The sequence below is a fragment of the Pseudomonas sp. AN-B15 genome (genome assembly GCF_019056475.1).
GTDB classification, from domain to species: Bacteria; Pseudomonadota; Gammaproteobacteria; order Pseudomonadales; family Pseudomonadaceae; genus Aquipseudomonas; species Aquipseudomonas parakoreensis.
Genome location: NZ_CP049737.1, coordinates 3,449,884 through 3,473,759 on the forward strand (window position 1 = coordinate 3,449,884; position 23,876 = coordinate 3,473,759).

The window sequence follows — 23,876 nt, forward strand, 5'->3', positions numbered from 1 at the left end:
GGGGGCGAAGGGCTATCAGAACGTCGTGCGCAACCCGACCTGAATGCTGCGACCTTCTGCCGGTGCAATATCGCGCAGGATCGAACTGGCATAGCGCACGGTCTGGTTGGTCAGGTTCTCGGCGTTGACGAAGGCCAGCCATTTGCTCTGGCCGACATCAAAGTGATAACCCACATTGGCGCCCAGCGTGGTGTAGCCGTCGGTGCTGCTTTCGTTGTCTGGCACACGATGCTGCGAGCTGGCGTGTTCGATATCGATCCGCGCCTGCCAGCGATCCAGTTCCCACAGCAAACCACTGTTCAAGCGCAGCGGCGCGATGCGCGGCAGGTCCTGGCCGCTGTCGAGATTCTTGGCGCGGGTGTAATCGCCTGACAGCTCCAAAGCAAATTTACCGTAGGCATTTTCGCCAAGCGTCCAGCGATCCTGCGCCTCGATGCCACTGAAACGTGCACGCACACCCGAGTAGGTGTATTCGGCAATTCCGCCAGCATCCTCTTCGCCTTCGTCATTCAGTGTACGGCCCGTGCCGAGCAAGCCGATGTAGTTGGAGAAGTGACTGTAAAACACACCGACACTGCCCTTGTGCGTGCCGTTGTCGAAGCGCAATGCGAGGTCGCTGGACACGGCTTTTTCTTTCGACAGCCCGGCATCGCCGACTTCATAGGTGCCGGTCGCGACGTGGGCGCCGTTGGCGTACAACTCATAGAAGGTCGGCGCGCGTTCGGTGTAGCCCAATGTCGCGGCGACCGACCAGATCGGCGTCAGCGTGTACACCGCGCCGGACGACAGGCTGCCGGCGGTGAAACTGCTGGAGCGGTCGGCATTGGCAAAGCGCTCGTTGCCTTTGGCGTCCGGGTCGACGGTGGTGTGTTCGAGGCGTCCGCCGAGGGTGAACAGCAGGCGCTCAGTGGCTTGAAACTCTTCCAGAATGAACAGTGCGCCAGCGTCAGTATCGGTGTGTGGCACAAAGGCTTCTTCGCCCAGTGCCGAGAATTCGTTGCGGCTGACCTGGGCGCCGATTACCCCGTTGAACGGGCCCAGCGGTTGATGCCGGGCCTCGACCCGAGCTTCGTAACCCTTGTTCTTGAAGGTGGTACCGACTTCACCGCCCTCGATTTCCCGGTGCTGGTAATCGGTGTAGCCGGCATCGAGTTTGATCGAGCTGAACGGCCCGTCGAGATTGCGCATTTCCGAGGCGAACGCGTAGTGCTCCTGCTGCATGCGAATGCGCACGTCGTCTTCGGCGGGCGAGCCGTAGTTCGAATCGTAATGGCTGTAGGACAGACCGGCGTAACCGTCATCCCAAGTGTAGGAACTGCCGACGGCGCCGCCATCCTGACGACCGTCGCTGTTGGCGAGCCGATGCTTGCGCGAGTCGCCGTCGTCGTTGGCGCGCGCCGTGCCGGTCTTGGCGTAGCCGGGAATTTTCAGATCATTGAATTCACGGGCGCTGGCGTCCAGGTGCAAGGCGAACTGACCGTTGCCGGCCTCGAGTTTCCCCGCGCTGCTGCGGGTCGTGTCGGCACCGCCGTAACGCAACTCGCCGGCCCCGTGAATGCCTTCGATGGCTTCAGTGGGGATGCGGTTATCGAAGGTGTTGACCACCCCGCCGATCGCGCTGCCGCCGTACAGCAACGCCGCCGGGCCACGGACGATTTCAATGCGCTCGACGTTGACCGGGTCCAGCGGCACCGCGTGATCGTAGGACAGCGACGAGGCGTCCAGCGCGCCGACGCCGTTACGCAGGATGCGAATGCGGTCACCGTCCTGCCCGCGAATGATCGGCCGACTCGCGCCCGGGCCAAAGTACGACGAGGACACGCCGGGCTGCTTGTTCAGCGTCTCGCCGAGGCTACCCTTCTGCTGCAACGTGAGGTCGTCGCCGCTGAGGACGGTCGAGGGCGATGCCAGGGTCTGGTTGCCCAGCGGATTGCCGGTGATGACTTGCGGTTGCAGTTCGAGCGGCTCGGCGGCGAACACAGGTGAGGCAACAAGCAGCGCGGCGGCCAGAGGAGTCAGGCGTCGTTGAAGGGGTTGGGAACGGGCAGGCATTTCAGAACTTCCATGAGCAGAAAAATGAGATCGCTGCCGGCGTTTGGCGAGTAACGCTGGCAGAAACAGAATGAAATCTTTTTTATGTTATACAATAACATTTCTTTCTGTCATCACGATTCTCGCAATCCGTTTTGCAGCAAGCCCTCAAGCACGGGGATTTCAAGGTCGAATCAGACAATCATCCAACCTGCGCAACAGGCAAAAACGCTGAAAGACTGCGCCTATCAACCTCCAATAGTCGGCCTATTAGCTGGTTGCCCGAGTCGGGTCTAGCCTTACTAGTCCGAAGTCGGCATGAGCCGGCCGCACAAGACCTGATAAGGATCCGAACATGGCAAACGAATCGAAATGCCCGTTCAACCACGCTGCCGGTGGTGGTACGACGAACCGTGACTGGTGGCCGAATCAACTGAACCTGAAGATCCTCAGCCAGCACTCGCCCAAGTCCGATCCGCTGGGCAAGGACTTCAACTACGCCGAAGCCTTCAAGAGCCTGGACTTCCAGGCCCTGAAACAAGACCTGCGCGCGCTGATGACCGACTCGCAGGACTGGTGGCCAGCCGACTTCGGTCACTACGGCCCGCTGTTCATCCGCATGGCCTGGCACAGTGCCGGCACCTATCGCACCGCCGACGGGCGCGGGGGCGCCGGCTCCGGCCAGCAGCGTTTCGCCCCGCTCAACAGCTGGCCGGACAACGTCAGCCTCGACAAGGCCCGGCGCCTGCTGTGGCCGATCAAACAGAAATACGGTCGCAATATTTCCTGGGCCGACCTGATCGTGCTCACCGGCAACGTCGCACTGGAATCCATGGGCTTCAAGACCTTCGGCTTCTCCGGCGGCCGTCCCGATGTATGGGAGCCGGATGAAGACGTGTACTGGGGTTCGGAACGCGAATGGCTCGGTGGCGACAGCCGTTACGGCAAAGACAAGTCAGCCATGCAAGAACCCGGGGACGGCACACTGGTGGCCGAACCCGATCTGCATGGCAAAGAGGAAAGCCGCACCGATCAGGGCGAACGCAACCTGGAAAACCCGCTGGCCGCCGTGCAGATGGGCCTGATCTACGTCAACCCGGAAGGTCCGGAAGGCAATCCCGATCCGGTCGCCTCGGGTCGCGATATCCGCGAAACCTTTGGCCGCATGGCCATGAACGACGAAGAAACCGTGGCCCTAATCGCCGGCGGTCACGCCTTCGGCAAAACCCACGGCGCCGGCCCGGCCGATAATGTCGGGCCTGAGCCGGAAGCGGCCGGACTGGAAGAACAAGGCCTCGGTTGGCGCAACGCGTTCGGCACCGGCAAAGGCGCCGACACCATCACCAGCGGCCTCGAAGTCACCTGGACCACCACTCCGACCCAGTGGAGCAACAACTACCTGGAAAACCTGTTCGGTTTCGAGTGGGAACTGTTCAAGAGTCCGGCCGGTGCGCACCAGTGGAAACCGAAAAATGGCGCCGGGGCGGGTACCGTTCCCCATGCGCACGATCCGAGCAAAAAGCTCTCGCCGACCATGCTCACTTCAGACCTGGCGCTGCGCTTCGACCCGATCTACGAGCCGATCGCCCGACGCTTCCTGGCCAACCCGGACCAACTGGCGGACGCCTTCGCCCGCGCCTGGTACAAGCTGATCCACCGTGACATGGGCCCACTGTCGCGCTACCTCGGCCCGGAACTGCCGAACGAGGAACTGCTGTGGCAAGACCCGATTCCTGAGGCCACGCACCCGCTGATCGACAGCAACGACGCGGCGGCGCTGAAAAGCAAAGTGCTGGCGTCCGGGCTGTCGGTGTCGCAACTGGTGTCCACCGCATGGGCCGCCGCATCAACCTTCCGTGGTTCCGACAAGCGTGGCGGCGCCAACGGTGGCCGTCTGCGTCTGGCCCCACAGAAATTCTGGCAGGCCAATCAGCCGGAGCAACTGGACAAGGTGCTGAAAACCCTTGAGGGCATTCAGAACGAGTTCAACGCCGGATCATCCGGCAAGAAAGTCTCGCTGGCGGATCTGATCGTGCTGGCAGGTAACGCCGGGGTCGAACAAGCGGCGAAAAACGCCGGGCACTCGGTGTCGGTGCCGTTCAATCCAGGTCGAACCGATGCGACTCAGGAGCAAACCGATGTCGAGTCGTTTGGTTTCCTCGAACCGATTGCCGATGGTTTCCGTAACTACAGCAAAGGCAAATACACCGTTTCCGCCGAAGCATTGCTGATCGACAAGGCCCAACTGCTCACCCTCTCCGCCCCGGAAATGACCGTACTGGTCGGTGGTCTGCGGGTATTGGGGGCCAACGTCGGGCAAAGTCGGCATGGTGTGTTCACCTCGCGCGCTGAAACGCTGAGCAATGACTTCTTCACCAACCTGCTGGACATGGGCGTGGAGTGGAAGCCGACCTCACCGGCAGCAGACGAGTTCGAAGGACGCGACCGCAAGACCGGCAGCGTGAAGTGGACGGCGACGCGGGTGGATCTGGTGTTTGGTTCCAACGCGATTTTGCGCGCGCTGGCCGAGGTGTATGCGAGTGCTGACGCGAAGGAGCAGTTCGTGAAGGACTTCGTGGCGGCATGGGCCAAGGTGATGGAGCTGGATCGGTTTGACCTGAAGTAACGCAATAAACTGTAGGAGCTGCGGCACGCTGCGATCTTTTGATCTTGATTTAAAAAACCAGAATCAAAAGATCGCAGCCTCGTTTCACTCGACAGCTCCTACAGGGTTTTGTGTTCGCCTGAATATTGATCAGGCGAGCGTTACGCCAGGCTTTTGCTCACCACTTCGTACACATCACTCGACAACTGCCCAGAAGCCAGAATCCGCTCCAGCTCAGCCTTCATCAAGGCCTGACGGGCGCTGTCGTATTTGCGCCAGCGGGTCAGTGGTGCCAGTTGCCGCGAGGCGATCTGCGGGTTGAAGCCGTTCAATTCGATCACCAGATCCGCGAGGAAGCGGTAGCCCGAACCGTCGGCGGCGTGGAAGTTGATCAGGTTCTGCCCGGCAAACGCACCGACCAGCGCACGTACCTTGTTCGGGTTCTTGATGTTGAACGCCGGGTGCTGCATCAACGCCTTCACCCGCGCCAGACCGCCCGGCAATGTGCTGCCGGCCTGCACGCTGAACCACTGATCCATGACCAGCGGGTTGTCCTTGAAGTGCTCGGCGAAAGTTGCCAGCGCTTTGGCCTTTTGTTCTTCGAACGGCGAGTTGACCAGCACCGCCAACGCGGTGAGGCGCTCGGTCATGTTGTCGCTGTTTTCGAACTGTTCCTGTGTAGCGGCCAACACTTCCGGCTTGCCGCTGAGCATCAGGTACGACAGCGCAATATTCTGCAGCGCGCGACGGGCAAAGTGCTCGGCCTCGGCCACGTATGGCGTCTGCTTCGACAAATCGCGGTTGGCCTGATAACGCAGCCACAGCGCTTCAAACAGGTTGTCCGCCAGTAGCTTGCGGGCAAACTCGCGGGCGCTGTGAATCGCCTCGACATCTGCCACTTCGCTGATTTCGGTCAGATACGCTTCGCTTGGCAGCGAAAGCATTTCAGCGACCATGGCCTGATCCAGCGACTCGTCGGACAGCACGGTTTTCAGCGCCGAGATCAGACGTGGATCAAGCACCAGGCTCTCGCCCTTCTGCTGCTGGGCGATCAATTCCTGCAGCACTTGCACCGACAGTTGCTGACCGGCATCCCAGCGGTTGAAGCCATCGCTGTCGTGCTGCATCAGGAACATCAACTGGTCGCGGTTGTACGGGAAGCTCAGTTTGACCGGCGCCGAGAAACCACGCAGCAACGATGGCAGCGGGTGTTCAGCGATGTCGACGAAGGTGAACGTCTGCTCGGCTTCAGTCACCGAGATCACACGGCTGGTACCTTGCGCTGCCGCTTCACCGGCCAGACGCAGGACAATCTCGTTGCCCTTGCTGTCGAGCAGACCGAGTTCGACCGGGATCACGAACGGCAGTTTTTCCACTTTGTCCGGCGTTTCCGGGCAGCTCTGACGGAAGGTCAGGCTGTAGGTTTTCGCCGCAGCGTCGTAGGACTCGCTGACCGCCAGACGCGGCGTGCCGGCCTGGCTGTACCAGCGCTTGAACTGGGTCAGGTCGACACCGTTGGCGTCTTCCATGGCCTTGACGAAATCGTCGCAGGTCACGGCCTGGCCGTCATGGCGATCGAAGTACAGGTCACTGCCCTTGCGGAAGCCTTCGGCGCCCAGCAGGGTGTGGATCATGCCGACCACTTCCGAGCCCTTTTCGTACACGGTCAGGGTGTAGAAGTTGGAGATCTCGATGAAGCTGTCCGGACGCACCGCATGGGCCATGGGACCGGCATCTTCGGCGAACTGGTGGGTACGCAGGTACGCCACGTCCTGGATGCGCTTGACCGTGGCCGAGTTCATGTCCGAGGAGAAACCGGCGTCGCGGAACACGGTGAAGCCTTCCTTGAGCGACAGCTGGAACCAGTCGCGGCAGGTCACGCGGTTGCCCGACCAGTTGTGGAAATATTCGTGGGCGACGATCGCCTCGACCCGCTGGTGCGCGGCGTCGGTGGCGGTTTCGGCGCGGGCCAGCACGGCGCTGGAGTTGAAGATATTGAGGCCCTTGTTCTCCATCGCGCCCATGTTGAAGTCGTTGACGGCGACGATCATGAAGATGTCCAGGTCGTACTCGCGACCGTAGACCTGTTCATCCCAGCGCATCGACTTCTTCAGGCTGTTCATTGCGTGCTGGCACTTGTCGATGTTTTCCGGCTCGACGTAAATGCGCAGTGCAACATTGCGATTGGTCATGGTGGTGAAGGTGTCTTCGACACACCACAAATCACCGGCCACCAGCGCGAACAGGTACGCCGGCTTCATGAACGGGTCTTCCCAGGTCGCCCAGTGCCGGCCGTCTTCGCCCGGCCCGGAGGCGATCGGGTTGCCGTTGGACAGCAGCACCGGATAGCTGTGCTGCTCGGCGACCACCGTGGTGGTGAACTTGCTCATCACGTCCGGGCGGTCGAGGTAATAAGTGATCTTGCGGAAGCCTTCGGCCTCGCACTGGGTGCAGAACATCGTGCCGGACTTGTACAGGCCTTCCAGCGCGGTGTTGGTTTCCGGGTGGATTCTGACGCTGGTGTCGACCGTGAAGCTGGCGCTGGCCGGCTGCAGGGTCAGGGTGTTCTCAGTCAGCTGATAATCGCCGGCGCCCAGTTCCTGGTCGGCCAGGGTCACCGACAGCAGTTCCAGCTGCTGGCCGTCGAGTACCAGTGGCGGCAGGCCCGGGCCACGCTCCGGGTTGCGGCGCATCACCAGTTGCGCGTGGACCAGGCTATGGTCCTCGAACAGCTCGAAGGTCAGGTGCGTCTCGTCGATCAGGTACTCGGGCGCCTGATAGTCCTTCAGGTAAATCATCTTCGGTTGTTCGGTGCGCATGCTGGAATCCTTATTGATGCACGGCGAGTTGATAGGCCGTGTATTTACGAACGTTGATCACGCCGGTGTCGAAAATCAGGTACTGACCCTTGATCCCCAGCAGCGTGCCTTCGGCAATCGGGTTCTTGTCCAGGTTGAAGCTGACGATTTTGGCCGGGTATTGCTCGACCGGATAGCGGATTTCGAGCGGTTCTACATCGGCAATCGTCTGAATTGCCTGTAGGCCGAATCGCTGTTGCAGACCTTGCAAGCCTTCAGCGCAGCTTTCAAACAGTTGATCGCGCACTTGCGCCAGGTCCACCGCCGCCGCATCGCCCTTGAGCAAGGCGCGCCAGTTGGTCTTGTCGGCCACCTGGCTGCGGAACAGGTCTTCGACGAAGCCCGACTGCTGACGCGTGGCGACGCGCATGATCGGCAGCGCCTGACTCGCGCCCTGATCCAGCCAGCGGGTCGGCAACTGGGTAGCACGAGTGATGCCAACCTTGATCCCCGACGAGTTGGCCAGATACACCACATGATCGGTCATGCAGAACTTCTGACCCCACTCCGGCTCACGGCAGGTGCCGGCCTCGAAGTGGCAGCGCTCCGGGCTCATGATGCAGAGGTCGCACTGGGCCAGTTTGGTCATGCACGGGTAGCAGTAACCCTGGCTGAAACTGGTTTTGGTCTTGCGCCCGCAATGGGTGCAATGAATCGCCCCCAGGTACTCCAGACGCACCGTAGTGCCGATCATGGGGTTGACCGGCACCTCGACGTCATCGAGACGAAACGCGTATTGCACGTTCGGCCCGTCCAGGCGCGCCGACATTTTGCTGATTGCACCGCGGCCAATCTCGATCAATGGATGGCATCCGACTTGAACAGGATGTTCGGCACTTCGATCGACTTCGACGCACATTCCTGCGGGCCCATGTAGCCGGTGCGCTGGTCTTCAGGCAGGTTCTGGATTTCCCAGGCGATCATCGCCTGCAGCGACAGCTCGCGCTGTTCGGCGGTGAGTTTGCCGCCATCGGACCACTTGCCGATTTCCACGGCCAGTTTCAGGCTCTCGTAGATGTCCGGGGTGATGTTGTTGATCATGTCGTTAAAAGAGGACATCTGGGTCTCCGTGCTCTCTATTCACTGAAAATGTTAGGCGGCCAGTTTACGGCGGTTATACAAACCGCCCAACAAACCGGTGAAGCATCCGATGAGTAACCCGCTGACGTGCGCGGCGTTGGCGATCTGACCGAAACCGATCATCGAAACCAGCCCGGACATGCAGATCACCAGCCACACCAGCATCATCACCAGCACCCCACGCGGCAGGCGATACGCCGGGTTCGGCGCCAGCAACTGGAAAATCCAGCAGTGGCCAAGCAGTCCGTAAAGCACGCCGGACAAGCCGCCGAACAGGCTCGGGCCGCTCCAGGCAAACTGCGCGTAGTTCGACACCAGGCTGAACAGCAGGGTCAGCCCGAGCAGATTGATGCTGCCCTGACGTGACTCGATGCGCCGCCCCAGCTCCCAGTACCACATGCCGTTCATGGCCAGGTGCAGGATGCCGAAATGCAGCAGCATCGGCGTGAACAGGCGCCACCACTGCCCCGCCGCCAGGCTGTCGGCCAGCGGCGTGAACTGGATGTACTCGCCCACCACGCGAAAATCGAGGAAAGTCAGCCAGCGGATCGTTTCGAGGTTGTCGCCCAGATAGGTCAGGCCACCGACCAGCAGGCTCAGCAGCAGGATCAACCCGGTGGCCTTGGCGTGTTTGAGTTGTTCGGCGAAGCTCGGGCGCTTGAAGGTTGGCGCCAGCGGGATGTCCAGTTGCTGATCGGGATCGCCGGCCGGGAAGCGCTCGTACAGCGAACGAACGTCTTCGCTGATTTCCGCTGGCGCCCACAGCACCTGCTCGCCCGCCTCTTCACTGACCCGATGCGGCACCTGCATCCGTTGCAGCAGCTTGACGAAACCACTCAAATCCACCGCCAGTGGCAGACGCAATACCGCTATCGCACTCATTGCAGCACCTCCGGCCGCTCGACATCGACCCAGACAAATTTATGCGGATCCAGGCGTGTTTCCTGATCCAGACGATAGGCCACCAGTTTGCCGTAGAGCACCGCGCTGTAATCGAGACACGCGAGATTCGGGCGGATCGGCGCCGGTTTGCCGCTGCGCCAGTAATGGCCGACGAACAACAACGGCTCGTCGATGCCGTAGCGCAGCAGGTTGTTTTTTTCACTGGAGGTCAGCGGTTTCTGCGCCACCGGCTCAGGCAGTGCATCCGGCTGGAAGACAATGTCGCCGTAGGTTTTCGGATCGTCTTCCCAGAACTTGGTACGGAAGAACGAACGCACCAGACCGTCGCCACTGGTCATGGTCAGGCCATCCGGCAGGCGCATGTCGGTGCCGCGCAGCAAGCGGTCGAACACGGTGCAGGCGAAGCTGCCGGGCACGGCCGAGGCCTGGAGAAAGTGCTCGTCGATACGCGCATCGGGGAACAGACCGCGCAACGGTTCGATCAGGCTGGCATCCCAACAGGCGTGCACCACGCGGAATCGTCCGGCATCGACCACCAGCGGCAGTTCGTAGAACCAGTTGAGGAAGTCATGCCAGTCGCCCGGATGGTCTTCGAACTGGGTCAGGGTTTCGTGCAGCAGGCGTGCATGACGCGGCGTGTGTTCGCGCACGAACTGCTTGCCGCTGCCCGGCAGCGCCGGCGTGCTCCAGCCCAGTGCGTTGAATTCGTGATTGCCCATGATGCACAGCGCCTGCCCGGCCTCGACCATATCGTGGACGATGTGCAAGGCTTCGCGGATCCGCGGGCCACGGTCGATGATGTCGCCGACGAACACGGCCATGCGCGATGGATGCCGCCAGACCCCGCCCTGCTTGTGATAACCGAGACGGTCAAGCAAGTGTTCGAGGGTCAGGGCGCATCCGTGCACGTCACCAATCAAGTCATAACTGCGCGCGGGATCGAGCATCAGTCGCCTCCACCACCCAACTTGCTGCCCCAGCCGAGTTTGGTCCGGCAGACTTCGTAGTAATTGTGGTCGAGCGGATGAATCAGCCGCAGCTTCTGGGCTTTCTTGCTGACGGTGATGGTGTCGCCCGGCGCGCAAGTGAAGTGGTTCTGCCCGTCGCAGGAAACCTGCGGGTAGATCTGCATGTTTTTCGACACGACGATTTTCAGCTCACTGTTGCCATCGACCACAATTGGCCGGCTCGACAACATATGGGGGTACATCGGCACGATCACAATGGCGTCGAGCTTGGGATGCATGATCGGGCCACCCGCCGACAACGCGTAAGCGGTGGAACCGGTCGGGGTGGCGACGATCAGACCGTCGGCCTTCTGGCTGCAGACGAACTGGCCGTCGATGTACAGCTCGAACTCGATCATCCGCGTCGATTTGCCCGGGTGCAGCACCACATCGTTCAGCGCATCGCCCTGGCCGATGGCCTCGGCGTGGCGGCGGACTTCGGCTTGCAGCAGGAAACGGTTTTCCACCAGATAGTGGCCGTCGAGCACCTTGGCCACTTCGACTTCCAGCTCATCGGGGCGAATATCCGTCAGAAAGCCGAGGCTGCCACGGTTGATCCCCAGCACTGGAATATTGTGCTTGGCCAATGCGCGTGCAGCTCCGAGCAAACTGCCGTCACCGCCGACGACGATGACCATGTCGCAGACTTCGCCGAGCATCTTGCGCGACGAGGTTTGCAGGCCGTGGCCCGGCAGGACTTCGGCGATGGTGTCTTCGAGAATCACGTGCAGGTGACGATCGAGCAGAAAGCGTTTCAGTCGGCGGACGGTATCCAGCACCTGGGAACTGCCCAGGCGACCGATGATGCCGATATTACGAAATTGCTCCATGGGACCTCTGCGGACAATCGAAAACGCGAAAAGCACGATTATGGGCGAAAGCCCGCCATAGACAAAATCCTTTCAGCCTCAAGGGTGCGCGCGTGTTTCAGGCTATGCTCGCAAGATGATCCTGTTTCCCGACCTTCTCCAGTTGCCCCATCAATTACGCCATCCGGAAGTGCGGGATCTGGCGTGGGTGATTCTCGCCCCGCCGATGCTTGCGGCGACGCCTTGGCCGCAACGTCATCCGCTGGCCAGCAGCGACTGGGTCAGCGATCCCGCGCGCCTGGAGCAGTGGCTGCGGCAACTGGACCGGGACAGTTATGGCTTGCTGCATTGGCTGTCGCAGGCGCGCACCCGGCGACTGGGCCTTTATTACGAACGGTTGTGGCAGTTTGCCGTGGAGCATGCGCCGGGCATCGAACTGATCGCCGCCAACCTGCCGATCCGCCGCGAAGGCCACACCCTCGGTGAACTGGACATGCTGCTGCGCGACCGCGACGGCGTGCATCACCTGGAGCTGGCGATCAAGTTGTACCTGGGGCCGCAGCACGGTGACGGCCACGACCCGGCGCAATGGCTGGGGCCGGGTTGCCACGATCGACTGGACCGCAAACTGGCGCATCTGGCCGAACACCAGCTGCCGATCTCGGCGCGCCCGGAAAGCCGTGCGGCACTGGCCACGCTGGATATCGAAGTGTTCAGTGCGCAGTTGTGGCTGGGCGGCTACCTGTTGTACCCGTGGCCCGGTCACGCCGAGCCGCCGAAAGGGGCGCATCCGCAGCATCTGCGCGGCAGTTGGTTGCATCAGAAGGACTGGCCGGCGTTCGTCGCCCAGCGCCCGGCCGGACGCTGGCAACCGCTGCCCCGCCATGCGTGGCTGGCGCCGGCGCACTACCCGGCAGATCAGACCTGGAGCGCTGAACACCTGCAGAGGTGGCTGGACACCCTGGAACCGATGGCTCCGGCGCAACTGATGGTGCGCCTGACCGAGAATGCCCGGGGCGAATGGGAAGAGGCGGAGCGGTTGTTTCTGGTGGCGGATCTCTGGCCAAATGTGCCGGGCCAGGCTTGAGATTTTGCGGTGTTTGCACCGGCCCCATCGCTGGCAAGCCAGCTCCCACAGGGATCTTCTGTGTGCTCACTATCTGAGCCGCACCACAAAACCTGTGGGAGCTGGCTTGCCAGCGATCTTCTGTGTGCTCACTTTCTGAGCCGCATCACAAAACCTGTGGGAGCTGGCTTGCCAGCGATGGGATCAACTCGGTCTAAAGGGATAACCGCAACGCCAAAGCCGCCAAGGTCATCAACAACACCGGCACCGTCAGCACAATCCCGACCTTGAAGTAATACCCCCAGCCGATCCGGATATCCTTGCGCGCCAGTACATGCAACCAGAGCAACGTCGCCAGACTGCCGATCGGGGTAATTTTCGGCCCCAGGTCGCTGCCGATCACGTTGGCATAAATCATCGCTTCCTTGACCACACCGCTCGCCTGGCTGGCATCAATTGACAGCAAACCGATCAGTACCGTCGGCAGGTTGTTCATGATCGACGACAACAGTGCTGTCAGTACCCCGGTGCCCAGCGCCGCGCCCCACACGCCATAACCGGCGAACACATCCAGCCATCCAGCGAGATAGCCGGTCAGCCCGGCATTACGCAGACCATAGACCACCAGGTACATGCCCAGCGAGAAAATCACGATCTGCCACGGCGCTTCTTTGAGCACCTTGCGCGTGGAGATCTTGTGACCGCGGGCAGCGATCCCCAGCAGCAACGCAGCGCAGACTGCGGAGATCGCGCTGATCGGGATGCCCAGCTGTTCGAGGAAGAAGCAGCCGATCAACAGGATCACCAGCACCACCCAACCGGCGTAGAACGTGGCCTTGTCGTGGATCGCCGTGTGCGGCTGTTCGAGCTGTTCGGGATCGTAGGCCTTGGGGATGTCGCGGCGGAAGAACCACATCAAAACGCCCAGGGTCGCGGCCACGCTGACGAAGTTGACCGGTACCATCACCGCCGCATAGCGGTTGAAGCCGATGTGAAAGAAGTCCGCCGAAACAATGTTGACCAGGTTCGACACCACCAGCGGCAGGCTCGCGGTGTCGGCGATGAAACCGGCGCCCATGACGAACGCGAGGGTTGCCGCCGGGGAAAAGCGCAGCGCCAGCAGCATCGAAATCACGATCGGCGTGAGGATCAGTGCCGCGCCATCATTGGCGAACAGCGCCGACACCAGCGCGCCGAGCAGCACCATATAGGCAAACAGCTTGCGCCCACTGCCCCGCCCCCAGCGCGCCACATGCAGCGCGGCCCAAGCGAAGAATCCCGCTTCGTCGAGCAACAGACTGATGATGATCAATGCAACGAAGGTGCCGGTGGCGTTCCAGATGATCTGCCACACCAGCGGAATATCGCTCAGGTGCACGACGCCGAAGATCAATGCGAGCACGGCGCCGAGCGTCGCGCTCCAGCCGACGCCGAGGCCTTTGGGTTGCCAGATGACAAGGGTGATGGTCAGCAGGAAGATCAGTGACGCAGCGAGCATTCGCGACAGCCTTAATGAATGAAATAAACCAAACCACACAACTGTGGGAGCGAGCCTGCTCGCGAAAGCGGACTGTCAGTCACCACGAGGTGTGGCTGATGGCCCTTTCGCGAGCAAGCTCGCTCCCACAGGATTTTCTCAAGCCGCAGCTCTGACCCGATTATTTTTTGTGTTGTTCCACAAATGTCCCATACGCATTGATGAAATTTTGCAGGAACGGCTTGACCGACTCGCTCAATTTGCCCGCCTCGTCAAACGCCGAGCCCGCACCGCCCAGGTACGCTTCCGGCTGCTGCATGCACGGCACATCGAGAAACACGAAAGACTGGCGCAGGTGCTGGTTGGCACCAAAACCGCCAATGGCTCCCGGCGACACGCTGATCACCGCCCCCGGCTTGCCGCTCCAGACGCTTTTGCCATAAGGCCGTGAACCCACGTCAATCGCATTCTTCAAAGGCGCCGGCACCGAGCGGTTATATTCCGGGGTGACAAACAGCACCGCGTCGGAAGAGCCCACCTGCTGGCGGAAAGTGCTGTAGGCTGCCGGCGGTGAATCGCCGTCGATGTCTTCGTTGTAAAGCGGCAGATCGCCAATTTCGACAATCTTCAGTTTCAGGTTCGCCGGTGCCAGCTCGGCCAGTGCCAGTGCCACTTTGCGGTTGATCGATGCTTTGCGCAGGCTGCCGACGACTACAGCGACGTTGTAGACATTGCTCATGGAAGACTCTCGACTGTCCGTGGGAAGAGCCAGTAGTTATAGATGATTCGATGACCGTTTCACCAGCGTGCGCAATAAATTCCTCCGCGCTGATTATTTTTTTCCTGCAGGAAAACTTACAGGGCTTGATGACGGTCTACCAAGCCGCAAATCAAGCGTTTTATCTCCAGAGGTTCTAAGCAGATGGCAGCAGTACTCGTCGGTCAGTTCCATGCAAGAGATGCGGAAGGCCGCGTTTATTCCGTGCATGAGTTCCAGGAATCCACCCCGTCGGCAGACGGTTTCACCGGCATGGAGCCTGTCACCACCTACAAACTGGCGATTGGCGATCGAGTCAAGAAACTCAGTGACAATGAGTTTTTGCTGGTTCAGTCGGACATCACCCTGATCCGCGAACCCGAGCCAACCGTCGCTCAATAACCGCGCGTTATGAGCAGAAGTCATATGCGCAGACTTGGGGTAGGATTCAGCCACTGACCCCACCTGCTGAACATGGACTTCACGCATGCGTTTACGTCATATCGAAGTGATTCAGGCGCTCTTGCAGACCGGTCACCTGGGCACCGCCGCCGAATGGCTGCAGCTCCCGGTGACTGACGTCGAAGAGCGTTTGCGCGAAGCCGAGAGCGAGTTGGGGTTCATGCTGTTCGCCAGCGTGCGCGGTCGATTGCAATCAACGCCCGAAGCGCGGGCGCTGCAGGTGGAAATTGCTCACGTCTATCAGGCGCTGGAGCCGGTGCAGCGCCTGGCCAGCAGCCTCAAGCAATACCTCGCTCCGCCCCTGCGCATCATCGGCACCCCGCCGCTGGCGCAACTGCTGTTGCCGCAAAGCATCGCGCTGTTGCGCCGACGCTTGCCCGACGCGCCCTGCCGTTTGCTCAGCTCGCCCACGTGCGACATCGTTCGCAGCCTGCTGCTGCGCGAAAGCGATCTGGGCCTGAGCCTGCACGATCCGGAACACCCCGACATCCACTGCCAGCCATTGGCCCACGGCAAGCTGCAACTGCTCGCGCCGCACGGCTGGCTGCAACCAAAGCAGAAGTACATTTCCCTGCAGGATCTCGCCGGCCAGGCGATGGTCGGCCTCGAAGGCCACGACCCGCTGAGCCCGGCATTGGAGAACAAACTCCAGGCCCTGCGCCCGGCGCCGAGCATCCAGACCCGGGTGCAAACCCATCAGATGATGCGCAGCATGGTCGAGGCCGGCGAAGGCCTGGCCATCGTCGACCCGTTTACTGCGCTCGGTGCACGGGCGGGCGGCCTGGACGTCTGCCCGTTGTCACCGGCGGTGCCGATCAGCCTGTATGCCCTGAGCTACCGACACAGCGCCACGCCGGCTGCAATACAAACGTTGCTGGCGATCGTCACGGAACAAGCCGAGGCGATGCTGGCGAGCTGAGCGGGTTTTCCAGCGGGTTGTCGAACAGTCGATACCAGAACAGCGCAATTTCGGCGGTATTCGGGTCTATCCCGCGATAACGCAAATGGTCGATACCGCCAATCTCGTAGCCACAACGTTCGTACAAACGACAGGCACCGAGGTTGTTGTTCTGCGTCTCGAGCATGATCCCCGGCAGCTTCTTCTTGCGACTCCAGAACTGCGCGACATCCAGCAACGCCTTGGCGACGCCATGGCGGCGTGCCGGTGCGTGCACCGCCAATTCATCGATGTGGGCAAAACCGTTCCAGTTGGTGCTGATCACCAGATGGCCGACCGGTTCGTCATCCAGATAAGCCATGAAGATCGCGCTGTCGGCGGCGTCGCGATAGCTGCTGAACTCTTCAGGATCGATGCCGTAGCACTTGCGGTACGGCACGATTGGCGTCACCGCCCAGCGCTCGACCGGCTGGCCAATGGCTGCCGCGCCATACGCAGCCACCTCGAAACTGAAGTCGCTGCCCCAGATGTACGCCGCAAAACCATCGTCGGCAACGCGCACCGACAGTCCTGGGTATTTTGGATTCATGACCGGTTGCATACTCGGAAAAGTCCTCATTCCTTGACGCAATCGACGGTGTACTGCCGTCCATTGCCTTCATCTTCATGTTGCAGTCCATGCACATCAGCGACAAAACCGGGAAAGCTGCTATCGAACGTGCGGGCAAATTTCAGGTAGTCGATGATCGAGCGGGTTGCCTCGGTGAAGCGCTCGCCGGGCATGATCAACGGAATCCCTGGTGGATACGGCACCAGCATCACCGCCGCGACCCGTCCTTCCAGCTCATCGATCGGCACCGCCTCGACCTCGCCGCGCACCAGTTGATCGTAGGCGTGGGCCGGTTTCATGGCGATTTCCGGCAACACCGTGTACATGCGTTTCAGATGCTTGGCCGTGGCGTTGCTGCGGTAACAGGCGTGCAGTTGATCGCACAGGTCACGCAGGCCCATGCCGCGATAGCGCGCGGTGTCTTGCTGCGCCACGCAAGGCAGGCAGCTCGCCAGACTGACGTTGGCGTCGTAGCTGCGTTTGAATTCGAGCAACTCGGTGAGCAGCGTGCTCCACTTGCCTTTGGTAATGCCCATCGAGAACAACACCAGGAACGAATACAGCCCGGTCTTCTCCACCACCAATCCGCGCTCCCAGAGGAATTTGCTGACCACCGCCGCCGGGATGCCCTTTTCGCTCAGCGCGCCGCCGGCATTCAATCCGGGCATGACCAGGGTCACCTTGATCGGGTCGAGCAGCACGTAGTCGTCGCTGACTTCACCGAAGCCATGCCAGTCGGCGTCCGGCTGCAGCAGCCAGTCTTCGGTCTGCACCCGGTCGATGCCTTCGACGCCGGGCGGCTGCCAGATCGAAAACCACCAGTCATCCGCCGCAATGTGCTGGCGCAGATTGGCGAGCGCGCGACGGAAACTCAGCGCCTCATCAAAGGTTTCCTGCAACAGCGAGCGCCCGGCCGGGCCTTCCATCATGGCCGAGGCCACGTCCAGCGAGGCGATGATGCTGTATTGCGGCGAGGTCGAGATATGCATCATGAACGCTTCGTTGAAACGATCACGGTCCAGTTGCCGCGCACCACCGTCCTGTACGTGAATCATCGAGGCCTGGCTGAACGCAGCGAGCAGCTTGTGCGTGGAATGTGTAGTGAACACGAGTGGGCTGTCTTCTGTGCGCGAGGTGGCCATGCCATAACGCCCGGCGAAGAACTCGTGAAACGCCGCATAGGCGTACCAGGCTTCATCGAAATGCAGCACTTCGACGCTACTGCCCAGGCTCTGCTTGATCAGCTCGGCGTTGTAGCACAGGCCGTCGTAAGTCGAGTTGGTCACCACCGCCAGTTTGACTTTCGGCGCCCGGCCCTTGGTCAGCGGGCTGGCGTCGATCTTGGCCTGGATCGATTCGCGACTGAATTCGCTCAGCGGAATCGGGCCGATGATCCCCAGTTCATTGCGCTCCGGGCACAGGTATAACGGGATCGCGCCGGTCATGATGATCGCGTGCAGCACCGACTTGTGGCAGTTGCGATCGACCAGTACCAGATCATCCCGACCGACCATCGAGTGCCAGACGATCTTGTTGGCAGTCGAGGTGCCATTGATCACGAAAAACGTGTGATCGGCGCCAAAGTTGCGCGCCGCGCGCTCTTCGGCTTCAGCCAACGGGCCGGTGTGATCGAGCAGCGAACCGAGTTCCGGCACCGACACCGACAAATCCGAACGCAGGGTGTTTTCGCCAAAGAACTGGTGAAACGCCTGCCCCACCGGACTCTTGTGGTAGGCCACGCCACCGCCATGCCCGGGGGTGTGCCAGGAATAGTTGGAGTCGGCGGTGTGCTGCACCAGCGCCTTGAAAAACGGCGGCAGCAGGCCATCCAGGTATTTGCGCGCCGCCCGCGCCACTTGCCGGGCGAGAAACGGCACCGTGTCTTCGAACAGATAGAGAATGCCGCGCAACTGATTGAGTTCGGCCATCGCATCGGCGGGGGCGTTTTCCAGGGTGACCTGTTCGCCGAGGGCAAAGATCGGCAGATCCGGAGCCCGAACCCGCGCCAGACCGATCAGTTCGGCCATGTTTTGTAACAGATGGGAATTGGTGCTGGCGTCTTCGGCAGCGATGAGCATGCACGCCAGACCATGATGGGTTGACGCCACCAACCGCCCTTCGGTGTAGTCGATGGCCGAAACGATCTTGAAACCTTCCTGCTCCAACTCCCGGGCGATGCCCCGGATACGCTCGCCGGCGACCGTGTCGGCCTTGATGTCGCGGTGGACGATCAACACCGGAAACTTCAAATCTTTGTACATGAGGCTCAGTGTCCCGAGGCGGCGGATCAATGTCTGCCAATGCACTCAGGGTAGAGGGTTGCAGCAAAAGTGGCGAGGGTGGCCAGTTGGCTTCATTCAGCCAAAAGCAAAAGATCGCAGCCTTCGGCAGCTCCTACAGGGATCGCATTCCAATGTAGGAGCTGCCGAAGGCTGCGATCTTTTGATCTTTCAGGCCTGAGCGTCAGCCTCGGCGATCTGCGTCCACAGCGCCGGGCCACCGGCCGACTTGGCGATGATCTCGAGCCGCGCCAGGTGCTCCGCCAGCTCGTCTTCCGTCGCCCGGATGATCCGCGCAGGCTGACGATTCGCCGGCAGACGACGGATTTCGGTGGCGGAGTTGTCCGCGCCCTCGCCCGTGCCATTGCCGTCGGAAGCGTTGCCGGCCAGCGACAGGCTGGTCTGGCCACCGGTCATGGTCAGGTAGACGTCGGCGAGAATCTCCGAGTCGAGCAAAGCGCCGTGCAGTTCACGGCCGGAGTTGTCGACGCCATAACGCTTGCACAAGGCGTCGAGGCTGTTGCGCTGCCCCGGGTGACGTTCCCGCGCCATCATCAGGGTGTCGAGAATGGTGCAGTGCTGCGTGATGTCCGCACGATCGTGCTGGCCCATCAAGGCGAATTCGTTGTTGATGAAGCCAACGTCGAACGCCGCGTTATGGATGATCAGCTGCGCACCATTGATGAACTCGAAGAACTCGTCGGCGACTTCGGCGAAACGCGGTTTGCCGACGAGGAATTCGTTGGTGATGCCGTGAACGCCGATCGCCCCTTCATCACTCTCGCGGTCCGGTTGCAGGTAAACGTGAAAGTGCCGGCCCGTCAGGCGCCGACCGATCAGTTCGACACAGCCGATTTCAATGATCCGGTGACCATCGGTCACCGGCATGCCGGTGGTTTCGGTATCGAGTACAACGGATCTGGTGGCCATCAGTGTTCAGTTCTCAACGGGGTCAATCGTGCAAAAGCGGCGATGTTAACACGCTCACGGTGCGCGTCGCCCACCACCGCTTGATCGGCGCCGATAACCCTGTAGGAGCTGCCGCAGGCTGCGATCTTTTGATCTTGCTTTCGAAAAAACAAAATCAAAAGATCGCAGCCTGCGGCAGCTCCTACAGGGGAATGCATTCCAGATGGCAGGAGTGAGCCTGCTGGCAATCAGCTCTGCTTGTAGCCGCGCACTTCATCTACCCCACGGTTGGCCAATTGGTCAGCCCGTTCGTTACCGTGATGACCAATGTGCCCGCGCACCCACTTCCAGGTGACCTTGTGGCGGTTGACCTGCTCATCCAGCTCTTTCCACAGGTCGGCGTTTTTCACCGGCTCTTTCGCGGCCGTTTTCCAGCCGCGTTTCTTCCAGTTGGCCATCCACTCGTTGATGCCTTTCATCACGTACTGCGAGTCGGTCACCAGCAGCACTTCGCAAGGACGCTTCAGGGCTTCAAGGCCACGGATGGCGCCGAGCAGTTCCATACGGTTGTTGGTGGTGTTGGCTTCGCCGCCCCACAGTTCCTTTTCCACGCCCTTGCACACCAGCAAGGCACCCCAGCCGCCCGGGCCGGGGTTGCCCTTGCAGGCGCCGTCGGTGAACAGTTCTACGCTATCGACGCTTTCGCTCATGCCACGCTATCCAGATAAATGCCTGGCCCCGTCAATCGCGGATCGACGATGGCCGCGGCCGGAGCAGGTCCGGCCACTATAAAAAGAAGGTTTACGGTTCGATCCGACGGCGGTTGACCTTGGCCATCGGCAGCGGAATCAGCTTGCCCATCGGCTCGCGACGTTCCTGACGCAACGGTCGCAGGCCAACCACGATCTTGCGCGCGACCAATAAATAGAAGCCACCGCCCGACAGTTGCCAGTCGCCGGCCTTGCGTTCCCAGCCGGCCAGTCGGGCCTGCCACTTGGGCGACGCGAGCGGCGGACGATAGCACCCGAAGCGGCGTTTCTCCAGCGCAAAGCCCAGCAGGTTGAGCCAGTCGGCAACCCGCGACGGCGAGATGCAGCGCGCCTGGCGCAAGGCGTCGTGGGCGAACACATGGCGCAGGCCCCAGGTGCTCCAGGGATTGATGCCGATGATCAGCAGATGCCCGCCGGGGCGTACGCTGCTCGCCGCTTCACGCAGCAATCCGTGGGGCGACAGGCAGAAATCCAGACCGTGCTGCAACACCACCACGTCGGCGGCGTGCTCGCTCAACGGCCAGGCCTGTTCCTCGCAGACGATCTCGACCCCCGGCAATGGCGCGCCAAGCCGCACGTTGCGCTGCACCTGTGGCGCCGACGGCGGGGTCTGCGCCGATGGCCCGTAATGCACCAGATAGCCGCCGAAGAACCGCCCCAACTCGTCTTCGAGCATGCGTCGTTCTTCATCCAGCAGAAATTGCCCGAGCGGGCCGGCGAGCCATTCACGGGCCGCGCCGATCAACGCCAGCCAGTCGGGATCGGCCTGAGCGAACGCTTTATCGGTCATGTCATTCTCCAACGCCGCTAGAAGCTCTAAGATGCGCCAATGTTTTCCGCTTGGCGAATTCCGACGATGATACAGATCAGTGCCCTGCCCGCGTTCACCGACAACTACATCTGGTTGTTACAGGATCACCGCACCCAGCGCTGCGCCGTGGTCGATCCGGGCGATGCCGCGCCGGTGCAGGCCTGGCTCGCCGTACACCCGGGCTGGGTGCTGAGCGACATTCTGATCACCCATCACCACCACGACCACGTCGGCGGCGTCGAACGCCTGAAAGCCGCGAGCGGCGCCACAGTCTACGGCCCGGCCAGCGAAAACATCCCGGGGCGCGATGTGGCGCTCAAGGACAACGACACGGTCAGCGTCCTCGGCTGGGACTTCGATGTCTATGCGGTGCCCGGTCACACCCTCGGCCACATTGCTTATTACCACCACGGCCTGCTGTTTTGCGGTGACACCCTGTTCGCCGCCGGTTGCGGGCGCCTGTTCGAAGGCACGCCGCAACAGATGCACCACTCGCTCAGCCGCCTCGCCGCGTTACCCGAGGATACGCTGGTGTATTGCACCCATGAATACACCCTGAGCAACCTGAAGTTTGCCGCCGCGGTCGAACCGGGCAACCCGGACATTGCCGCCCGTCTGGAAAAAGTCACTCAACAACGGGAAAAAGGCGTGATGACCCTGCCGTCGACCCTGGCCCTGGAAAAGCTCACCAATCCGTTTCTGCGCACCTCTGAAACATTAGTTACACAAAAAGTGGACGAACGGGCAGGCGCTCAAAACCGGGCGCCGAGTGAGGTTTTTGCGGCTCTGCGGGCGTGGAAAGATAAATTCTAAGTGACTCGCCCCCTGGTACAAAAATTCTGAATGGTTGACCGCAGGGGGTGCGCTTTCTAGAATCGCCCGACATTTTTGCCCGGAACTTACTTCCAGCCAATGTCGTCATCCATACGTAAGTCCGTCAATTCAGACACGTTGACCCGCCTGGCCCAAGCCATCGCGGTGGCTGTGTCCGCCACATTGGCGGGCTGTTCCAGCCATGCTCCGCAGACTGAAGCGACCCATACGCCGAACATTGCTGCGCGAGCCAAGCAGAAACCGATCTGGCTGAGCGAAAAGCCCAGCCCGCAGGTGCCTCAGGACATCTGGGAGCGCATGCGCGGTGGTTTCCAGCTGCAGGACGGCCTGGGCGTCAACCCGCGCATCGAGCAACAGCGCCTGTGGTTCGCCAGCAACCCTTCTTTCCTCGAGAATGCCGGCGAACGCGGCAGTCTCTACATTCATTACATCGTCGAGCGTCTCGAAGAGCGCAACATGCCGCTGGAACTGGCCCTGCTGCCAGTGATCGAGAGCGCCTACAACCCGATGGCCTACTCGCGCGCCGACGCCTCGGGGCTGTGGCAATTCATTCCGTCCACCGGTCGCTACTACAACCTGCGCCAGACCCGCTTTTATGACGGCCGTCGCGATATCACCGCCTCGACCACCGCAGCGATGGATTACCTGACCCGTCTTCACGACATGTTCAACGGCGACTGGCTGCTGGCCCTGGCGGCCTACAACGCCGGTGAAGGCACAGTGAGCCGCGCCATCGAGCGCAACGAGAAGCTCGGCCTGCCGACCGACTACTGGAACCTGTCGTCGTTGCCGGCGGAAACCCAGGCGTACGTGCCGAAACTGCTGGCCCTGTCGCAAGTGGTGCTGGCCCCGGAAGCCTACGGGGTGAACCTCAACCCGATCGCCAACGAACCGTATTTCCAGGTCGTCGAAATCAACCAGCGCATGGACCTGTCGAAGGTCGCGGCGGTGGCCAACATCGACGAAGACGAACTGTTCCAGCTCAACCCGGCCTTCAAGCAACGCACCACCATCGACGGCCCGCAGCATCTGCTGGTGCCGACGTCCAAGGCGCAACTGCTGACCGCCAGCCTGCAGACCATGCGGCCTGAAGAACTGATCAGTCCCCGTTCGTTGAAACCGGTATTCGACGGTGCCGACCCGACCGAGGTGGCAAAGCTCAAACGCGCCTATCGGGTCAAACGCGGTGACAACCTCGGTTCCATCGCCAAGGCCAACAAGGTCGAAGTCAAGGACCTGCAGCGCTGGAACAAGCTGACCGGCAAAAACCTCAAGGTCGGCCAGACCCTGGTGATGCAGGACACCACCAAGCGCGCCCCGGCTCGTAACAGTGGCCGGATCAACACGGTGATTGCAGCCAACAGCAAGACCAAAGGCAAGGCCGACAACCAGCAGCAGACTCAGTACAAGGTCAAGCGTGGCGACACCCTGTACGTGGTGGCCAAGCGTTTCAACGTCGAGATGCAGCATCTCAAGCGCTGGAACCCGGGCGCCGGCAAGGCCCTCAAGCCTGGGCAGATGCTCACGGTTTACCAGCCGCATTGAGTTGAAATCAAAAGATCGCAGCCTTCGGCAGCTCCTACATTGATCTCTGTAGGAGCTGCCGAAGGCTGCGATCTTTTTTTTGCATTAACACAGCATTAACCCGCATCTTTTTCCTGTCCAGACAAGCTGTTACTGTACGGCCACAAAAGCCCAAGCCGCCTGGAT

General features: G+C 61.1%; 20 protein-coding genes. 6 read left to right on the forward strand and 14 right to left on the reverse strand.

Annotated elements, in window-relative coordinates; translation table 11 throughout:
• Positions 1–15: 15 nt before the first annotated feature.
• Positions 16–2,052: a TonB-dependent receptor gene (locus GTQ41_RS15280; protein WP_047293731.1), complete on the reverse strand. Its 2,037-nt coding sequence runs from the start codon at positions 2,050–2,052 to the stop codon at positions 16–18.
• A gap of 334 nt (positions 2,053–2,386) precedes the next feature.
• Between GTQ41_RS15280 and katG the strand changes: the two genes are divergently transcribed.
• Positions 2,387–4,657: a catalase/peroxidase HPI gene (gene katG / locus GTQ41_RS15285; RefSeq protein WP_047293728.1), complete on the forward strand. Its 2,271-nt coding sequence runs from the start codon at positions 2,387–2,389 to the stop codon at positions 4,655–4,657.
• 140 nt (positions 4,658–4,797) lie between these two features.
• Here katG and pepN read toward each other — a convergent pair whose 3' ends face one another.
• Genes pepN through GTQ41_RS15315 form a run of 6 tightly spaced genes read right to left on the reverse strand, consistent with a single transcriptional unit; the run spans position 4,798 to position 11,314 of the window.
• On the reverse strand, positions 4,798–7,455 hold the full coding sequence (gene pepN / locus GTQ41_RS15290; protein WP_047293726.1) for an aminopeptidase N: 2,658 nt from the start codon (positions 7,453–7,455) through the stop codon (positions 4,798–4,800).
• A gap of 10 nt (positions 7,456–7,465) precedes the next feature.
• The gene (locus GTQ41_RS15295) at positions 7,466–8,296 is read right to left on the reverse strand and encodes a DUF2797 domain-containing protein (protein ID WP_047293724.1); all 831 of its coding nucleotides are present in this window, start codon (positions 8,294–8,296) and stop codon (positions 7,466–7,468) included.
• Entirely contained in the window at positions 8,293–8,553 is a 261-nt protein-coding gene (locus tag GTQ41_RS15300) for a YeaC family protein (RefSeq protein ID WP_007919229.1), read from the reverse strand. Before GTQ41_RS15300 ends, GTQ41_RS15295 begins: the two co-directional genes overlap by 4 nt.
• Positions 8,554–8,586: 33 nt before the next feature.
• Positions 8,587–9,456: a rhomboid family intramembrane serine protease gene (locus tag GTQ41_RS15305; RefSeq protein ID WP_047293721.1), complete on the reverse strand. Its 870-nt coding sequence runs from the start codon at positions 9,454–9,456 to the stop codon at positions 8,587–8,589.
• Positions 9,453–10,424, reverse strand: a complete 972-nt coding sequence (locus tag GTQ41_RS15310; RefSeq protein ID WP_027613139.1) for a metallophosphoesterase — start codon at positions 10,422–10,424, stop codon at positions 9,453–9,455. The genes GTQ41_RS15305 and GTQ41_RS15310 overlap by 4 nt, the downstream gene beginning before the upstream one ends.
• The gene (locus GTQ41_RS15315; protein ID WP_003224174.1) at positions 10,424–11,314 is read right to left on the reverse strand and encodes an NAD(+) kinase; all 891 of its coding nucleotides are present in this window, start codon (positions 11,312–11,314) and stop codon (positions 10,424–10,426) included. The genes GTQ41_RS15310 and GTQ41_RS15315 overlap by 1 nt, the downstream gene beginning before the upstream one ends.
• Positions 11,315–11,429: 115 nt before the next feature.
• On the opposite strand from GTQ41_RS15315, the gene GTQ41_RS15320 reads away from it, so the two are divergent.
• The gene (locus GTQ41_RS15320; RefSeq protein ID WP_217325303.1) at positions 11,430–12,380 is read left to right on the forward strand and encodes a DUF1853 family protein; all 951 of its coding nucleotides are present in this window, start codon (positions 11,430–11,432) and stop codon (positions 12,378–12,380) included.
• A gap of 193 nt (positions 12,381–12,573) precedes the next feature.
• Here the strand turns inward: GTQ41_RS15320 and GTQ41_RS15325 are convergent, their stop codons facing one another.
• Complete coding sequence (locus tag GTQ41_RS15325) at positions 12,574–13,857, reverse strand: arsenic transporter (protein WP_047293716.1); 1,284 nt, start codon at positions 13,855–13,857, stop codon at positions 12,574–12,576.
• 160 nt (positions 13,858–14,017) lie between these two features.
• Positions 14,018–14,575, reverse strand: a complete 558-nt coding sequence (locus tag GTQ41_RS15330) for an NADPH-dependent FMN reductase (RefSeq protein ID WP_047293713.1) — start codon at positions 14,573–14,575, stop codon at positions 14,018–14,020.
• 183 nt (positions 14,576–14,758) lie between these two features.
• Between GTQ41_RS15330 and GTQ41_RS15335 the strand changes: the two genes are divergently transcribed.
• On the forward strand, positions 14,759–14,995 hold the full coding sequence (locus GTQ41_RS15335; RefSeq protein ID WP_041067263.1) for a hypothetical protein: 237 nt from the start codon (positions 14,759–14,761) through the stop codon (positions 14,993–14,995).
• An 85-nt stretch (positions 14,996–15,080) separates the two neighbouring features.
• Positions 15,081–15,974, forward strand: coding sequence for a LysR substrate-binding domain-containing protein (locus GTQ41_RS15340; protein WP_047293711.1), 894 nt, complete (start codon positions 15,081–15,083; stop codon positions 15,972–15,974).
• On the opposite strand, the gene GTQ41_RS15345 is transcribed toward GTQ41_RS15340, so the two are convergent.
• The 5 genes from GTQ41_RS15345 to GTQ41_RS15365 all read right to left on the reverse strand — a co-directional run bounded on the left by GTQ41_RS15345 (position 15,940) and on the right by GTQ41_RS15365 (position 21,311).
• Positions 15,940–16,554 (reverse strand): GNAT family N-acetyltransferase, encoded by a 615-nt coding sequence (locus GTQ41_RS15345; RefSeq protein ID WP_047293708.1) that lies wholly within the window; start codon positions 16,552–16,554, stop codon positions 15,940–15,942. The genes GTQ41_RS15340 and GTQ41_RS15345 overlap by 35 nt on opposite strands.
• 14 nt (positions 16,555–16,568) lie before the next feature.
• Positions 16,569–18,824, reverse strand: a complete 2,256-nt coding sequence (locus GTQ41_RS15350) for an Orn/Lys/Arg decarboxylase N-terminal domain-containing protein (protein WP_047293707.1) — start codon at positions 18,822–18,824, stop codon at positions 16,569–16,571.
• 189 nt (positions 18,825–19,013) lie between these two features.
• A complete protein-coding gene (dnaQ, locus tag GTQ41_RS15355) occupies positions 19,014–19,772 on the reverse strand; it encodes a DNA polymerase III subunit epsilon (RefSeq protein ID WP_047293706.1) in 759 nt (252 codons plus the stop codon).
• Positions 19,773–19,999: 227 nt separating this feature from the next.
• Positions 20,000–20,461 carry a ribonuclease HI gene (gene rnhA / locus GTQ41_RS15360; protein WP_003224162.1) on the reverse strand — a complete coding sequence of 154 codons (462 nt, stop codon included), beginning with the start codon at positions 20,459–20,461 and terminating at the stop codon, positions 20,000–20,002.
• Positions 20,462–20,552: 91 nt separating this feature from the next.
• The gene (locus tag GTQ41_RS15365; RefSeq protein WP_047293705.1) at positions 20,553–21,311 is read right to left on the reverse strand and encodes a methyltransferase domain-containing protein; all 759 of its coding nucleotides are present in this window, start codon (positions 21,309–21,311) and stop codon (positions 20,553–20,555) included.
• Positions 21,312–21,377: 66 nt separating this feature from the next.
• Between GTQ41_RS15365 and gloB the strand changes: the two genes are divergently transcribed.
• Positions 21,378–22,145 (forward strand): hydroxyacylglutathione hydrolase, encoded by a 768-nt coding sequence (gene gloB / locus GTQ41_RS15370; RefSeq protein ID WP_047293825.1) that lies wholly within the window; start codon positions 21,378–21,380, stop codon positions 22,143–22,145.
• 99 nt (positions 22,146–22,244) lie between these two features.
• The gene (locus tag GTQ41_RS15375) at positions 22,245–23,711 is read left to right on the forward strand and encodes a LysM peptidoglycan-binding domain-containing protein (RefSeq protein ID WP_041067277.1); all 1,467 of its coding nucleotides are present in this window, start codon (positions 22,245–22,247) and stop codon (positions 23,709–23,711) included.
• Positions 23,712–23,876: the final 165 nt, after the last annotated feature.

Coding starts and splice junctions, on each gene's coding strand:
- rnhA (WP_003224162.1), bottom strand. CDS start 20,461: ATGAGCGAAAGCGTCGATAGCGTAGAACTGTTCACCGACGGCGCCTGC.
- GTQ41_RS15345 (WP_047293708.1), bottom strand. CDS start 16,554: ATGCAACCGGTCATGAATCCAAAATACCCAGGACTGTCGGTGCGCGTT.
- GTQ41_RS15325 (WP_047293716.1), bottom strand. CDS start 13,857: ATGCTCGCTGCGTCACTGATCTTCCTGCTGACCATCACCCTTGTCATC.
- gloB (WP_047293825.1), top strand. CDS start 21,378: ATGATACAGATCAGTGCCCTGCCCGCGTTCACCGACAACTACATCTGG.
- pepN (WP_047293726.1), bottom strand. CDS start 7,455: ATGCGCACCGAACAACCGAAGATGATTTACCTGAAGGACTATCAGGCG.
- dnaQ (WP_047293706.1), bottom strand. CDS start 19,772: ATGGCCACCAGATCCGTTGTACTCGATACCGAAACCACCGGCATGCCG.
- GTQ41_RS15330 (WP_047293713.1), bottom strand. CDS start 14,575: ATGAGCAATGTCTACAACGTCGCTGTAGTCGTCGGCAGCCTGCGCAAA.
- GTQ41_RS15310 (WP_027613139.1), bottom strand. CDS start 10,424: ATGCTCGATCCCGCGCGCAGTTATGACTTGATTGGTGACGTGCACGGA.
- GTQ41_RS15350 (WP_047293707.1), bottom strand. CDS start 18,824: ATGTACAAAGATTTGAAGTTTCCGGTGTTGATCGTCCACCGCGACATC.
- GTQ41_RS15305 (WP_047293721.1), bottom strand. CDS start 9,456: ATGAGTGCGATAGCGGTATTGCGTCTGCCACTGGCGGTGGATTTGAGT.
- GTQ41_RS15375 (WP_041067277.1), top strand. CDS start 22,245: ATGTCGTCATCCATACGTAAGTCCGTCAATTCAGACACGTTGACCCGC.
- GTQ41_RS15300 (WP_007919229.1), bottom strand. CDS start 8,553: ATGTCCTCTTTTAACGACATGATCAACAACATCACCCCGGACATCTAC.
- GTQ41_RS15320 (WP_217325303.1), top strand. CDS start 11,430: ATGATCCTGTTTCCCGACCTTCTCCAGTTGCCCCATCAATTACGCCAT.
- GTQ41_RS15315 (WP_003224174.1), bottom strand. CDS start 11,314: ATGGAGCAATTTCGTAATATCGGCATCATCGGTCGCCTGGGCAGTTCC.
- katG (WP_047293728.1), top strand. CDS start 2,387: ATGGCAAACGAATCGAAATGCCCGTTCAACCACGCTGCCGGTGGTGGT.
- GTQ41_RS15340 (WP_047293711.1), top strand. CDS start 15,081: ATGCGTTTACGTCATATCGAAGTGATTCAGGCGCTCTTGCAGACCGGT.
- GTQ41_RS15365 (WP_047293705.1), bottom strand. CDS start 21,311: ATGACCGATAAAGCGTTCGCTCAGGCCGATCCCGACTGGCTGGCGTTG.
- GTQ41_RS15335 (WP_041067263.1), top strand. CDS start 14,759: ATGGCAGCAGTACTCGTCGGTCAGTTCCATGCAAGAGATGCGGAAGGC.
- GTQ41_RS15280 (WP_047293731.1), bottom strand. CDS start 2,052: ATGCCTGCCCGTTCCCAACCCCTTCAACGACGCCTGACTCCTCTGGCC.